This window comes from Enterobacter adelaidei (assembly GCF_041937165.1).
In the GTDB taxonomy this organism is placed as follows: Bacteria; Pseudomonadota; Gammaproteobacteria; order Enterobacterales; family Enterobacteriaceae; genus Enterobacter; species Enterobacter adelaidei.
In genome coordinates, this window is record NZ_CP154353.1 from 3,985,097 (window position 1) to 3,998,436 (window position 13,340).

15 protein-coding genes are annotated in these 13,340 nt (G+C 55.9%); 13 read left to right on the forward strand and 2 right to left on the reverse strand.

Annotated features, from left to right (window positions below; translation table 11 throughout):
- Positions 1-60 precede the first annotated feature (60 nt).
- Entirely contained in the window at positions 61-429 is a 369-nt protein-coding gene (folB, locus tag AAHF05_RS19335; RefSeq protein WP_028017139.1) for a bifunctional dihydroneopterin aldolase/7,8-dihydroneopterin epimerase, read from the reverse strand.
- A gap of 107 nt (positions 430-536) precedes the next feature.
- Between folB and plsY the strand changes: the two genes are divergently transcribed.
- The 9 genes from plsY to ureG all read left to right on the forward strand — a co-directional run bounded on the left by plsY (position 537) and on the right by ureG (position 6,747).
- A complete protein-coding gene (gene plsY, locus AAHF05_RS19340) occupies positions 537-1,151 on the forward strand; it encodes a glycerol-3-phosphate 1-O-acyltransferase PlsY (RefSeq protein ID WP_028017138.1) in 615 nt (204 codons plus the stop codon).
- 110 nt (positions 1,152-1,261) lie between these two features.
- Positions 1,262-2,089, forward strand: a complete 828-nt coding sequence (locus tag AAHF05_RS19345) for an urease accessory protein UreD (protein WP_129324677.1) — start codon at positions 1,262-1,264, stop codon at positions 2,087-2,089.
- Between the two features lie 10 nt (positions 2,090-2,099).
- The gene (locus AAHF05_RS19350; protein WP_003862556.1) at positions 2,100-2,402 is read left to right on the forward strand and encodes an urease subunit gamma; all 303 of its coding nucleotides are present in this window, start codon (positions 2,100-2,102) and stop codon (positions 2,400-2,402) included.
- A 10-nt stretch (positions 2,403-2,412) separates the two neighbouring features.
- Complete coding sequence (locus AAHF05_RS19355) at positions 2,413-2,727, forward strand: urease subunit beta (RefSeq protein ID WP_129324679.1); 315 nt, start codon at positions 2,413-2,415, stop codon at positions 2,725-2,727.
- Complete coding sequence (ureC, locus tag AAHF05_RS19360) at positions 2,720-4,423, forward strand: urease subunit alpha (RefSeq protein ID WP_129324680.1); 1,704 nt, start codon at positions 2,720-2,722, stop codon at positions 4,421-4,423. Before AAHF05_RS19355 ends, ureC begins: the two co-directional genes overlap by 8 nt.
- 9 nt (positions 4,424-4,432) lie before the next feature.
- Entirely contained in the window at positions 4,433-4,897 is a 465-nt protein-coding gene (ureE, locus tag AAHF05_RS19365; RefSeq protein ID WP_108090491.1) for an urease accessory protein UreE, read from the forward strand.
- 9 nt (positions 4,898-4,906) lie between these two features.
- Entirely contained in the window at positions 4,907-5,446 is a 540-nt protein-coding gene (locus tag AAHF05_RS19370) for a HupE/UreJ family protein (protein ID WP_374936413.1), read from the forward strand.
- Complete coding sequence (locus AAHF05_RS19375; RefSeq protein ID WP_049005077.1) at positions 5,446-6,120, forward strand: urease accessory protein UreF; 675 nt, start codon at positions 5,446-5,448, stop codon at positions 6,118-6,120. Before AAHF05_RS19370 ends, AAHF05_RS19375 begins: the two co-directional genes overlap by 1 nt.
- A 9-nt stretch (positions 6,121-6,129) precedes the next feature.
- Positions 6,130-6,747 (forward strand): urease accessory protein UreG, encoded by a 618-nt coding sequence (ureG, locus tag AAHF05_RS19380; protein ID WP_129324681.1) that lies wholly within the window; start codon positions 6,130-6,132, stop codon positions 6,745-6,747.
- A 47-nt stretch (positions 6,748-6,794) separates the two neighbouring features.
- Here ureG and tsaD read toward each other — a convergent pair whose 3' ends face one another.
- Positions 6,795-7,808 (reverse strand): tRNA (adenosine(37)-N6)-threonylcarbamoyltransferase complex transferase subunit TsaD, encoded by a 1,014-nt coding sequence (tsaD, locus tag AAHF05_RS19385; protein WP_028017130.1) that lies wholly within the window; start codon positions 7,806-7,808, stop codon positions 6,795-6,797.
- 236 nt (positions 7,809-8,044) lie between these two features.
- Here tsaD and rpsU point away from each other — a divergent pair, with 236 nt between their 5' ends.
- The 4 genes from rpsU to AAHF05_RS19405 all read left to right on the forward strand — a co-directional run bounded on the left by rpsU (position 8,045) and on the right by AAHF05_RS19405 (position 13,334).
- Positions 8,045-8,260 (forward strand): 30S ribosomal protein S21, encoded by a 216-nt coding sequence (rpsU, locus tag AAHF05_RS19390; RefSeq protein ID WP_001144069.1) that lies wholly within the window; start codon positions 8,045-8,047, stop codon positions 8,258-8,260.
- A gap of 115 nt (positions 8,261-8,375) precedes the next feature.
- Positions 8,376-10,121 carry a DNA primase gene (gene dnaG / locus AAHF05_RS19395; protein ID WP_023294585.1) on the forward strand — a complete coding sequence of 582 codons (1,746 nt, stop codon included), beginning with the start codon at positions 8,376-8,378 and terminating at the stop codon, positions 10,119-10,121.
- Between the two features lie 154 nt (positions 10,122-10,275).
- Positions 10,276-12,123: an RNA polymerase sigma factor RpoD gene (gene rpoD / locus AAHF05_RS19400; RefSeq protein ID WP_028017129.1), complete on the forward strand. Its 1,848-nt coding sequence runs from the start codon at positions 10,276-10,278 to the stop codon at positions 12,121-12,123.
- A gap of 161 nt (positions 12,124-12,284) precedes the next feature.
- Positions 12,285-13,334, forward strand: coding sequence for a YncE family protein (locus tag AAHF05_RS19405; protein ID WP_129324682.1), 1,050 nt, complete (start codon positions 12,285-12,287; stop codon positions 13,332-13,334).
- Positions 13,335-13,340: the final 6 nt, after the last annotated feature.

Below are 13,340 nucleotides of genomic sequence, written 5' to 3' on the forward strand. Positions count from 1 at the left end.
AACCGAGAAAGATACAGCGTTAAGACCGGTATAACCTAAAATGGTTTAGCTATTATGACGTTAAATCTTGCCTTTCAGATTTGTGCCACGCTCAATAATAACGCCAACATTGGTGGCGCGCGCCACTGCTCCTGGTTTACTTAACTTAATGCGCACCCACGGTGAATTGAATTTTTTCAGCAGCAATTCTGCGACTTCCTCAGCCACCCGTTCGACCAGCGCAAAACGTTGCCCTTCAACGTGGGCGATGACCGTTTCACTGATATCGGCATAGCTCAGACAGTCATTCACGTCATCACTTTTTGCTGACTTACGGTTATCCCAGCCCATTTCGATATCGAACACCAGCTTCTGCTCAATGGTCTGTTCCCAGTCGTAAACACCAATAGTGGTGATTACCGAAAGTTGCTCTATAAATACAATATCCATCACGACCTGCCTGCTTTTTGGCTAAACCGGATACCACTTCCGGCGAATTATGCGTATTATCCACAGATGCTGAGAATACAGATACATTTTCAAAACGGAACAGCGTTATGAGTGCAATCGCGCCTGGAATGATCCTCCTCGCCTATCTTTGCGGCTCAATCTCCAGCGCCATTCTGGTCTGCCGCATTGCAGGGTTACCCGACCCGCGTGAAAGTGGTTCCGGGAACCCGGGGGCGACCAACGTACTACGAATTGGCGGCAAGGGTGCAGCCGTAGCGGTTTTGATTTTTGATGTTCTGAAAGGGATGCTACCCGTCTGGGGCGCATATGCGCTGGGCGTCACGCCGTTCTGGCTGGGGCTCATTGCCATCGCTGCCTGTGTCGGTCATATCTGGCCTGTATTCTTCGGCTTTAAAGGTGGCAAAGGCGTTGCAACCGCCTTTGGTGCCATTGCGCCTATCGGCTGGGACTTAACCGGCGTCATGGCTGGCACCTGGCTACTGACCATTCTGCTGAGCGGCTACTCGTCGCTGGGCGCCATCGTCAGCGCGCTGATCGCGCCGTTCTACGTCTGGTGGTTCAAACCTCAATTCACCTTCCCGGTGTCGATGCTCTCCTGCCTTATCCTGCTGCGTCATCACGACAATATCCAGCGCCTGTGGCGTCGCCAGGAGACCAAAATCTGGACAAAGCTCAAGAGAAAGAAAAAAGAGCCGGAGTAATCGCGCGACTCCCGCAGCAGATAGCGTATCCATAAGCGACTCATATGACAGCCTTCATTTCCGCCAGGGCATACTGAAACGTATCCCGATGGTGAGCAAATGGATGCAGCATGTTAGCAGCTCAGGTCACTCATACTCCGTATAAAGGCTGGCAAGCGTCGCTTGCCCTGCAGTTTTGTCACACGCCTGAGAAAACCCTCCTGCATTCCGCTCATCACCTCGGGCCGCTTACGGTTCAGCGTCCGTTTTACCCGGAAGGGGATACCTGCCATCTTTACCTGCTGCATCCGCCCGGCGGAATTGTGGGTGGCGATACGCTGGACATTTCCGTTCGGCTGGACGCCAAAAGCCATGCACTCATCACCATGCCCGGTGCCAGCAAGTTCTATCGCAGCAGCGGCCCGCAGGCTCGTCTGATCCAGCACTTTTATCTCGATGAGGACGCCACGCTGGAGTGGCTGCCGCAGGACACCATTGTTTTTCCCGGCGCGAACGCCTCGCTGCGCTCCGTCTTCCACCTGAAGGCCTCCAGTACACTGATGGCCTGGGAGCTGTACTGCCTGGGACGACCGGTAATCAATGAGACCTTCAGCCACGGCAAGCTGGAGAGCCGCCTTGAAATCTGGATTGAAGACGAACCTCGCCTGATTGAGCGTCAGCATCTTAGCGAAGGCGATCTCACGCCCGTCGCCGGACATCCATGGCTCGGTACGCTGCTGTTCTATCCGGCCCGGGAAGAACATCTCGACGCGGTGCGCGAATGGCTCGCACCGCTGAAGACGTTTGCCGGGGCAACGCTCACCGATGAGCTGCTGTCGGTGCGCTTTCTCTCTCACGATAACCTGATTTGTCAGCGGGTGATGCGCGATATCTGGCAGTCGCTTCGCCCGCTTTTATCCCACAAAACCGCCTGTTCGCCGCGTATCTGGCAGACATAAGAGAAACGTTATGGAACTGACCCCCAGAGAAAAAGACAAGCTGTTGCTGTTCACCGCCGCGCTGGTTGCCGAACGCCGCCTTGCGCGCGGGGTAAAGCTCAATTATCCGGAATCCGTCGCGTTGATCAGCGCCTTCATTATGGAAGGTGCCCGTGATGGCGAAACCGTCGCCTCGCTGATGGAGGCGGGACGCCACGTCCTCACGCGCGACCAGGTGATGGAAGGCGTACCCGAGATGATCCCCGACATTCAGGTAGAAGCCACCTTCCCGGACGGTTCAAAGCTCGTCACCGTCCATAACCCGATCGTCTAAGGAGCGCGTGATGATCCCAGGTGAATACCAGATCCAGCCCGGAAATATTGCCATCAACGTAGGGCGAGCAACGCAGAGTGTGATCGTTGAAAACCACGGCGACAGGCCGATCCAGGTCGGATCGCACTACCACTTTTACGAGGTCAACCCGGCGCTGAAGTTTGATCGGGAAGCCGCCAAAGGCTACCGGCTGAACATCCCGGCGGGTACCGCCGTGCGATTCGAGCCCGGCCAGAAGCGGGAAGTCACGCTGGTTCAGGTCACGGGCGCGCAGCGCATTGTCGGTTTTCGCGGTGAGGTGATGGGAGAAGTGAACAATGGCTGAGATTTCACGTCAGGCCTATGCCGACATGTTCGGCCCCACCACGGGCGATAAAGTGCGGCTGGCCGACAGCGAGCTGTGGATCGAGGTTGAAAAAGATCTCACTGTTTACGGCGAAGAGGTCAAGTTCGGCGGCGGAAAGGTGATCCGCGACGGTATGGGCCAGGGACAGATGACCGCAGACGACTGCGTGGATCTGGTCCTCACCAACGCCCTGATCGTCGACCACTGGGGGATCGTAAAAGCCGATATCGGCGTGAAAAACGGGCGGATCTTCGCCGTCGGTAAAGCCGGTAACCCGGATATTCAGCCCGGCGTGACGATCCCGATTGGCGCGGCAACGGAAGTAATTGCCGCCGAGGGGAAGATCGTCACCGCCGGCGGGATCGACACCCACATTCACTGGATCTGCCCGCAGCAGGCGGAAGAGGCGCTGGTCTCCGGCGTCACGACCATGATCGGCGGCGGTACCGGGCCCGCTGCAGGCACCAACGCCACGACCTGCACACCTGGGCCGTGGTATATCGCCCGCATGTTACAGGCCGCAGATACGCTGCCGGTGAATATTGGTCTGCTCGGCAAGGGTAACGGCTCAAACCCGGACGCTCTGCGCGAGCAGATCGCCGCCGGTGCTATCGGGCTTAAGATCCACGAAGACTGGGGTGCCACGCCTGCCGCCATCAACTGTTCTCTGGAGGTCGCAGACGAGATGGATATTCAGGTGGCGCTGCACAGCGACACGCTGAACGAATCCGGGTTTGTCGAAGATACGCTGGCGGCGATTGGCGGGCGTACCATCCACACCTTCCACACCGAAGGCGCGGGCGGCGGCCACGCGCCGGATATCATCACCGCCTGCGCGCACCCGAATATTCTGCCCTCCTCCACCAACCCGACGCTGCCCTACACGGTGAACACCATCGACGAGCATCTCGACATGCTGATGGTCTGCCATCACCTCGATCCGGATATCGCCGAGGACGTCGCCTTTGCGGAATCACGTATTCGCCGTGAAACCATCGCCGCTGAAGATGTGCTGCACGATATCGGCGCATTTTCGCTCACCTCGTCAGATTCTCAGGCGATGGGCCGCGTGGGGGAAGTGATTATCCGCACCTGGCAGGTGGCGCACCGCATGAAGGTGCAGCGCGGCCCCCTGCCGGAAGAGACTGGCGATAACGACAACTTCCGCGTAAAGCGCTATGTCGCCAAATACACCATCAACCCGGCGCTGACCCACGGTATCGCCCATGAAGTGGGTTCCATTGAGGCAGGAAAACTGGCTGACCTGGTGGTCTGGTCACCGGCCTTCTTTGGCGTGAAACCCGCCACCATCGTCAAAGGCGGGATGATCGCCTGCGCGCCAATGGGTGATATCAACGCCTCGATCCCCACGCCGCAGCCAGTCCATTACCGCCCGATGTTTGGCTCACTCGGTGCCGCGCGCCACGCCACGCGGCTGACGTTTGTCTCGCAAGCCGCCAGTGCGAACGGCATCCCACAGCAGCTCAATCTGCAAAGTGGCACCGCCGTGGTGAAAGGCTGCCGGACGGTGAAAAAGGCGGACATGATCCACAACGGCCTTCAGCCAAATATCACCGTTGATTCGCAGACCTATGAAGTGCGCGTCGACGGCGAACTGATTACCAGCGAACCGGCTGACGTTCTGCCGATGGCGCAACGCTATTTCCTGTTTTGAGGAGTGATGATGATCTATTTAACCCAACGCCTGGACCATGCCCATCCCGTAACCTCCAGCGTCACGCTGCCGATTGACGTGCGGGTGAAAAGCCGCGCCCGCGTGGCGCTGAACGACGGGCGCGAAGCCGGGCTAATGCTGCCGCGCGGCTTGCTGCTGCGCGGCGGAGACCTGCTGACCACCGACGACGGTAGTGAGGTGATTGAAGTGATCGCTGCCGCGGAGTCCGTCTCTGTGGTGCGCTGCGCCGATCCGTTCCTGCTCGCCCGCGCCTGCTATCACCTGGGCAACCGTCACGTGCCGCTGCAAATCATGCCCGGCGAGCTGCGCTATCACCACGATCATGTTCTCGACGATATGCTGCGCCAGTTCGGGCTTGAGGTGACGTTTGCCAGCCTGCCATTTGAACCCGAAGCAGGGGCCTACACCAGCGAGGCTCATAGTCATAGCCACTCTCACGCTCATTCACATTAAGGATTAATCATGCGCAAGTACTTACCCCTGTTACTGCTGGCCTTTTCCCTGCCTGCGCTGGCACATCCGGGACACGGAGCCGACAGCTTCCATGCCGGATTTTTCCACCCGCTGACCGGCCTCGATCATCTGCTGATGCTGACAGGTGCAGGCGTGCTCTCCGCCCTGAGCGGCCGCAAGTTGATACTGCCCTTTGCCACCCTCGGCATGATGCTTGTCGGCGCCATTGCGGGCAGTCTGCTTGGTGGCTTTAGCGGCATGGAGATGCTGATTATCGCCTCGCTGGCGGTCTGCGGCGTGATGATGTTTAAAACCGAAAACCGTCTGCTGCTGGCAGTCCCTGCCCTGGCGATGTTCCACGGCTGGGCGCACGGTGTGGAGATGTCCGGCCACAGCTTCTGGCTGTTCACCAGCGGGTTCATGTTTGCCAGCACCACCGTACTGTGCGCCAGTTTTGCCGCAGGGTTGCTGCTGCGCCGTCACGATGGGCTGCGTAAAACCTTCGGCGGCGGACTGATTGTCTCCGCCCTGCTGGCGTTGATGAGCTAATGGAGCACGCCCGCCAGTGGCTGCGCCTGATGCAGCTTTCCAGCAGCAGCCTGCCGGTCGGGTCATTTACCTGGTCACAGGGGCTGGAATGGGCTGTTGAAGCCGGTTGGGTCACGAGTACCGATGCCTTCAAACGCTGGCAGACGCAACAGATGGAGCAGAGTTTTTTCTGCGTCGATCTGCCGCTGTTTATCCGCCTGTATCAGGCCTGTGAGCAACAGGATCTCGTTACAGCCAAACGCTGGACAGCGTATCTGCTCGCCTGCCGGGAAACGCGCGAACTCCGTGAAGAGGAGCGCAATCGCGGAGCGGCCTTTACGCGCCTCATCAAAAGCTGGGAGCCGGACTGCTCGCCCGAATGGCTGCCGCTGTTTACGCAAAGCCAGCTCTGCGGCATGGCGTGGCTCGGCGTGCGCTGGGGCATCGGCGTGCGCGAGCTGGCTCTGAGTCTCGGCTACAGCTGGATAGAGAGCGCGGTCATGGCAGGCGTGAAGCTGGTGCCGTTTGGGCAACAGGCCGCGCAGCAGCTGATTATCGACCTGAGCAACCATTTTGCCGACGGGCTTGAACAGGCATTTTTGCGCAGTGATGACGAGATAGGCGCGGCGACACCGCTGTCCGCTATCGCCTCTGCGCGCCACGAAACACAATATTCACGACTATTCCGTTCCTGAGGAGTCAATATGGCTGATTACAAACATCCCCTGCGCGTGGGCGTCGGCGGCCCGGTAGGGTCGGGCAAAACTGCGCTGCTGGAAGCGCTGTGTAAAGCGATGCGCGACACCTATCACCTGGCGGTGGTGACGAACGATATCTACACCAAAGAGGATCAGCGCATCCTGACCGAAGCGGGCGCGCTGGCGCCGGAACGCATCGTGGGCGTGGAGACGGGAGGCTGCCCGCATACCGCCATCCGTGAAGATGCCTCGATGAACCTGGCCGCTGTAGAAGCATTAAGCGAGAAATTCGGTAATCTGGACCTGATCTTCGTGGAAAGCGGCGGCGATAACCTGAGTGCGACCTTCAGTCCCGAACTGGCGGATCTGACGATCTACGTGATCGACGTGGCCGAGGGGGAGAAGATCCCGCGCAAGGGCGGGCCAGGGATCACCAAATCCGATTTCCTGGTGATCAACAAAACCGACCTCGCACCATACGTTGGCGCCTCGCTGGAGGTGATGGAGCGTGACACCAACCGCATGCGCGGCGAGCGTCCGTGGACCTTTACCAACCTGAAGGCGGGAGACGGTCTGGCGACGATTATTGGTTTTTTAGAAGAGAAAGGGATGTTGCGGGTGTAGTCGTAAATTTCCCTCTCCCCTGTGGGGAGAGGGTTAGACTGAGGGGGTTACGCCTCCGGAAGCTCCGCCAGCGGCCAGCGAGGACGCACGGAGACGCTCAGATCGGACGTTGCACCGGCGTTCAGACGTACCATCCCGGCGTAGGCAATCATCGCCCCGTTGTCGGTACAAAATTCCGGACGCGCGTAGAACACTTCCCCACGACGCTTTTGCATCATCTCTGCGAGCTTCGCACGCAGCGTACGGTTGGCGCTGACGCCGCCTGCCATCACCAGACGCTTAAAGCCGGTCTGATCCAGCGCGCGTTTGCACTTGATCATCAGCGTATCGACTACCGCATCTTCGAACGCGCGGGCGATATCGGCGCGGGTCTGCTCGCTATCATCGTTATTACGAATGGTATTGGCCGCGAAGGTTTTGAGGCCGGAGAAGCTGAAATCCAGCCCTGGACGGTCGGTCATCGGGCGCGGGAAGACAAAGCGCCCTTCCGTTCCCTGCGACGCCATTTTGGACAGCATCGGGCCACCAGGATAATCCAGCCCCAGCAGCTTGGCGGTTTTGTCGAACGCTTCACCGGCGGCATCGTCGATGGACTCGCCCAGCAGCTCATACTTGCCAATGCCCGTCACGCTAATCAGCTGGGTATGGCCGCCAGAAACCAGCAGTGCCACAAACGGAAACTCAGGTGGGTTATCTTCCAGCATCGGTGCCAGCAGATGCCCTTCCATATGGTGAACCGGAATGGCCGGAACATCCCATGCAAAGGCCAGCGAACGCCCAACCGTTGCACCCACCAGCAGGGCACCGACCAGACCCGGGCCTGCGGTATACGCTACGGCATCAATATCTGTTGAACTCAACCCGGCCTCTTTCAGTGCCGCCTGAATCAGGGGAACCGTTTTACGCACGTGGTCACGAGAGGCCAGTTCTGGCACGACGCCGCCGTAGTCAGCGTGCAATTTCACCTGACTATACAGTTGGTTGGCCAGAAGCCCTTTCTCGTCGTCGTAAATGGCGATGCCGGTTTCATCGCAGGATGTTTCAATACCCAGTACACGCATGACTTGTTTTACCTCGTTTCAATACCGCGCAGTGTAGAGCCTGGGCGGGTTGATGTAAAACTTTGTTCGCCCCAGGAAGAAGGCTCGTGTATACTCCTCACCCTTATTAAAGTCCCTTTCAAAATCGCATCGGTGCTTTACAAAGCAGCAGCATTTGCAGTAAAATTCCGCACCATTTTGAAATAAGCTGGCGTTGATGCCAGCGGCAAACCGAATTTATTAAAGGTGAGAGTTACATGCCGGTAATTAAAGTACGTGAAAACGAGCCGTTCGACGTAGCACTGCGTCGCTTCAAACGTTCATGCGAGAAAGCAGGTGTTCTGGCTGAAGTTCGTCGTCGTGAGTTCTATGAAAAACCAACGACCGAACGTAAGCGCGCTAAAGCTTCTGCAGTGAAACGTCACGCGAAGAAACTGGCTCGCGAAAACGCACGCCGTACTCGTCTGTACTAATTGGTTGAGGGCCTCAGCCCTCAATTGACAGACAGAGTAATAGTCGTAAGGCCGTGCTTCCGGAAGGAATGCGCGGCTTGTTTTCGTTTATAAGTCGCTTAAATTTTTGGGGCATATGGCCGGAAGAATCCCACGCGTTTTCATCAATGACCTGCTCGCCAGAACCGACATCGTCGATCTCATCGACGCGCGGGTAAAGCTGAAAAAGCAGGGCAAGAACTACCATGCGTGCTGTCCGTTCCATAACGAAAAAACCCCCTCCTTCACCGTAAACGGTGAAAAGCAGTTTTACCATTGCTTCGGCTGTGGTGCTCACGGTAACGCCGTTGATTTTTTAATGAACTACGACAAGCTCGAGTTCGTTGAAACCGTCGAAGAACTGGCGGCAATGCATAACCTTGAAGTGCCGTATGAAGCAGGCAGTGGGCCAAGCCAGATAGAGCGCCATCAACGGCAAACGCTGTATCAGCTGATGGATGGCCTGAATTCGTTTTACCAACAGTCTCTTAAGCACTCTGCGGCTGAGCCTGCGCGTCAGTATCTGAACAAGCGCGGACTGAGCGACGATGTCATTGCGCGTTTCGCTATTGGTTACGCCCCGCCCGGCTGGGATAACGTGTTAAAGCGTTTTGGCGGCAATAGCGAAGATCGTAAATCCCTCATCGATGCAGGCATGCTGGTCACCAATGACCAGGGACGAAGCTACGACCGCTTCCGCGAACGGGTGATGTTCCCGATCCGCGACAAGCGTGGACGGGTAATAGGTTTTGGTGGTCGCGTATTGGGTGATGCCCTGCCGAAATACCTCAACTCCCCGGAAACCGATATTTTCCATAAAGGCCGTCAGCTGTATGGCCTTTATGAGGCGCAGCAAGATAATGCGGAACCTCCGCGTCTTCTGGTCGTCGAAGGCTATATGGACGTCGTTGCACTGGCGCAGTACGACATTAACTACGCCGTTGCATCGTTAGGGACGTCCACCACGGCCGATCATATTCAGTTGCTGTTCAGGGTGACCAACAATGTCATCTGCTGTTACGACGGTGACCGCGCAGGACGGGATGCAGCCTGGCGCGCGCTGGAAACGGCACTTCCTTACATGACCGACGGGCGTCAATTGCGCTTTATGTTCCTGCCCGACGGTGAAGACCCGGATACGCTGGTGCGTAAAGAGGGCAAAGCGGCGTTTGAAGCGCGGATGGAGCAGGCTCAGCCACTCTCCACGTTTTTGTTTAACAGCCTGATGCCGCAGGTGGATTTGAGTACCCCTGACGGGCGCGCGCAGCTCAGTACGCTGGCACTGCCGTTAATCAGCCAGGTGCCGGGCGAAACGCTGCGTATCTATCTGCGTCAGGAGTTAGGCAACAAGCTTGGCATTCTGGATGACAGCCAGCTTGAACGTTTAATGCCAAAACAGGCTGAAAATGGTGCGGTTCGCCCCGCGCCTCAGCTAAAACGCACAACCATGCGTATACTGATAGGGTTACTGGTGCAAAACCCCGAACTTGCTCCGCAAGTGCCGTCGCTGGCGGGTTTGAACCACGAAAAATTGCCCGGACTTGGCTTATTTTCAGAATTGGTCAACACTTGTTTGTCGCAACCAGGTCTGACCACCGGACAACTTTTAGAACATTATCGCGGCACAAAAGAGGCCGCAACCCTTGAAAAACTGTCGATGTGGGACGATATAGCAGATAAGGATATTGCAGAAAAAACGTTCACCGACTCACTCAACCATATGTTTGATTCGATGCTTGAGCTGCGCCAGGAAGAGTTGATTGCTCGCGAGCGCACGCACGGTTTGAGCAGCGAAGAACGCCGGGAACTCTGGATGATTAACCAGGAACTGGCGAAGAAATAAAAGAACTTAACGGCTTAAGTGCCGAATATCGATCGGGAAGCCCCCGGCAGCCGCACTGAGAGGCAGCGGCAAAAATATAAGTACGCCCTCGCTTTAAAGGTTGGCAGCCCCATCGCCGACACCAATCAAACGAATTAAGTGTGGATACCGTCTTATGGAGCAAAACCCGCAGTCACAGCTGAAACTTCTTGTCCAACGCGGTAAGGAGCAAGGCTATCTGACCTATGCCGAGGTCAATGACCATCTGCCGGAAGATATCGTCGATTCAGATCAAATCGAAGACATCATCCAAATGATCAATGACATGGGCATTCAGGTGATGGAAGAAGCACCGGATGCCGATGATCTGTTGCTGGCTGAAACCTCCAACAACACTGATGAAGATGCGGAAGAAGCTGCTGCACAGGTACTGTCCAGCGTGGAATCTGAAATCGGGCGTACCACTGACCCGGTCCGCATGTACATGCGCGAAATGGGTACCGTTGAACTGTTGACCCGCGAAGGCGAAATTGACATCGCAAAACGCATCGAAGACGGGATCAACCAGGTTCAGTGCTCTGTTGCCGAATACCCGGAAGCGATCACCTATCTGCTGGAGCAGTACGATCGCGTTGAAGCTGAAGAAGCGCGCCTGTCGGATCTGATCACCGGTTTTGTCGACCCGAACGCCGAAGAAGATATGGCACCCACCGCCACTCACGTCGGTTCTGAACTGTCTCAGGAAGAGATGGATGATGACGAAGACGAAGATGAGGAAGACGGCGACGACGACAGCAGCGATGATGACAACAGCATCGACCCTGAACTGGCGCGTGAGAAGTTTGCCGAACTGCGTACCCAGTACGAAGTGACGCGTGACACCATCAAAGCGAAAGGCCGCAGCCATGCCGCCGCTCAGGAAGAGATCCTGAAACTGTCTGAAGTGTTCAAACAGTTCCGCCTGGTGCCAAAACAGTTCGACTACCTGGTGAACAGCATGCGCGTGATGATGGATCGCGTACGTACCCAGGAACGCATCATCATGAAGCTGTGCGTTGAGCAGTGCAAAATGCCGAAGAAGAACTTCATCACCCTCTTCACCGGCAACGAAACCAGCGAAACCTGGTTCAACGCAGCTATCGCGATGAACAAGCCGTGGTCTGAAAAACTGCACGACGTGAAGGACGATGTGCATCGTGGCCTGCAGAAGCTGCAACAGATCGAAGAAGAGACCGGCCTGACCATCGAACAGGTTAAAGACATCAACCGTCGTATGTCCATTGGTGAAGCGAAAGCCCGCCGTGCGAAGAAAGAGATGGTTGAAGCGAACTTGCGTCTGGTTATCTCTATCGCTAAGAAATACACCAACCGTGGTCTGCAGTTCCTGGATCTGATTCAGGAAGGCAACATCGGTCTGATGAAAGCGGTAGATAAGTTTGAATACCGTCGTGGCTACAAGTTCTCCACCTATGCAACCTGGTGGATCCGTCAGGCGATCACCCGCTCTATCGCGGATCAGGCGCGCACCATCCGTATTCCGGTGCATATGATTGAGACCATCAACAAGCTCAACCGTATTTCTCGCCAGATGCTGCAGGAAATGGGTCGCGAACCGACGCCGGAAGAGCTGGCTGAGCGCATGCTGATGCCAGAAGACAAAATCCGTAAAGTGCTGAAGATCGCCAAAGAGCCAATCTCCATGGAAACGCCAATCGGCGACGATGAAGATTCGCATCTGGGTGATTTCATCGAGGATACCACCCTCGAGCTGCCGCTGGACTCTGCCACCACCGAGAGCCTGCGTGCCGCGACGCACGACGTTCTGGCTGGCCTGACTGCCCGTGAAGCAAAAGTTCTGCGTATGCGTTTCGGTATCGACATGAACACCGACCACACGCTGGAAGAAGTGGGTAAACAGTTTGACGTTACCCGCGAACGTATCCGTCAGATCGAAGCGAAGGCGCTGCGTAAACTGCGCCATCCAAGCCGCTCTGAAGTACTGCGTAGCTTCCTGGACGACTAATTAGTCCTGAAATTGAAAAGCTCCCTCCGGGGAGCTTTTTTTTTGGTTTTTTCCGTGGAGTGCAAAAATTGGTAGGGTAAATCGCCCATACACGCAATTGTAAATGATATTTATTTTCATTATCATTTTTCTTTTCGTAAATCACTGTAAAGAAAAATTACATGAATTTCAAAATATTAAAAAATCGGTCCCTCTGCGCGTTCGCTATTTCTGTGGTTCTTCATACGGGCTCCACTTTTGCTAAGGATTTCTCTGAGGAGCAGTTTGCTTCCAGGGCACTGGGTCATGGAGTTTACGAACTGGCTTATGACGCCGGACAACAGGCGATCTATGCCGCTTCTGCCCCCTCTTTCGACAAAGATAAAACTGCTGGGGAAATTTTCCTGCTTTCAACCGATTCGCTGAAGATTCACGAACGGATCGTCACCAATCGTCGTTCTTTTGCGGTTGCACTGGATGAACCCAATCATATTCTCTGGTCAGGCAACGCACTGGATGGCTCAGTGACTCTGCTGGATACCCGCACCAACAAAGAAGTCAAAACCCTACAGCTCGCGAATACGGAAAATAACGCCCATGTCCGCGAAGTTGTGCTCGATAAAAAGCATCAGCGCGTCTATGTCTCAGGGATTGCCAGTGAAGGCAAAGGGATTCTGTGGGTTGTCGATACGCGAAACCAGACGCTTCTGCACGCCCTTAAAGGGATGGATCCGGTCGGCTTTGCGGTCGATGAAGCGGGTGATAAAGTCTATGCCGTTACTGGCAAAGGTGAACTGGTTACTCTGGATGGCAAAACCTCTCAGGTTCTTTCCCGTGTGGCAGTTGACCCAACCGAACCTAAGCACTACTTCCTGAACATCGCCCTGAATACCGACAAAGGGGTTGGTTTCATCACCGATAGCAACACCGTCGACGTGCTGGTTGTCCAGCTTGATTCTGGCAAGATCCTCCACCGGGCTCCAACCCCTAACGCCATTGCTGCCGTCTACAATCCTGCGCGCAACGAAGTGTATGTCACCCATCGCAATGCCCGCCAGATTAGCGTTATCGATGCCAATACTTACGGCCTGAAACACACCATCAAAACAGCAGCGATGCCGAATAGCATGGTGCTTTCTCCTGATAACAAAACGCTCTTCGTCAGCGTAAAGCAGGATGAAAAATCTTCCCAGGCCGACTACGTACTCAAACTCGATTTAACCCAATTCTGAGGATTG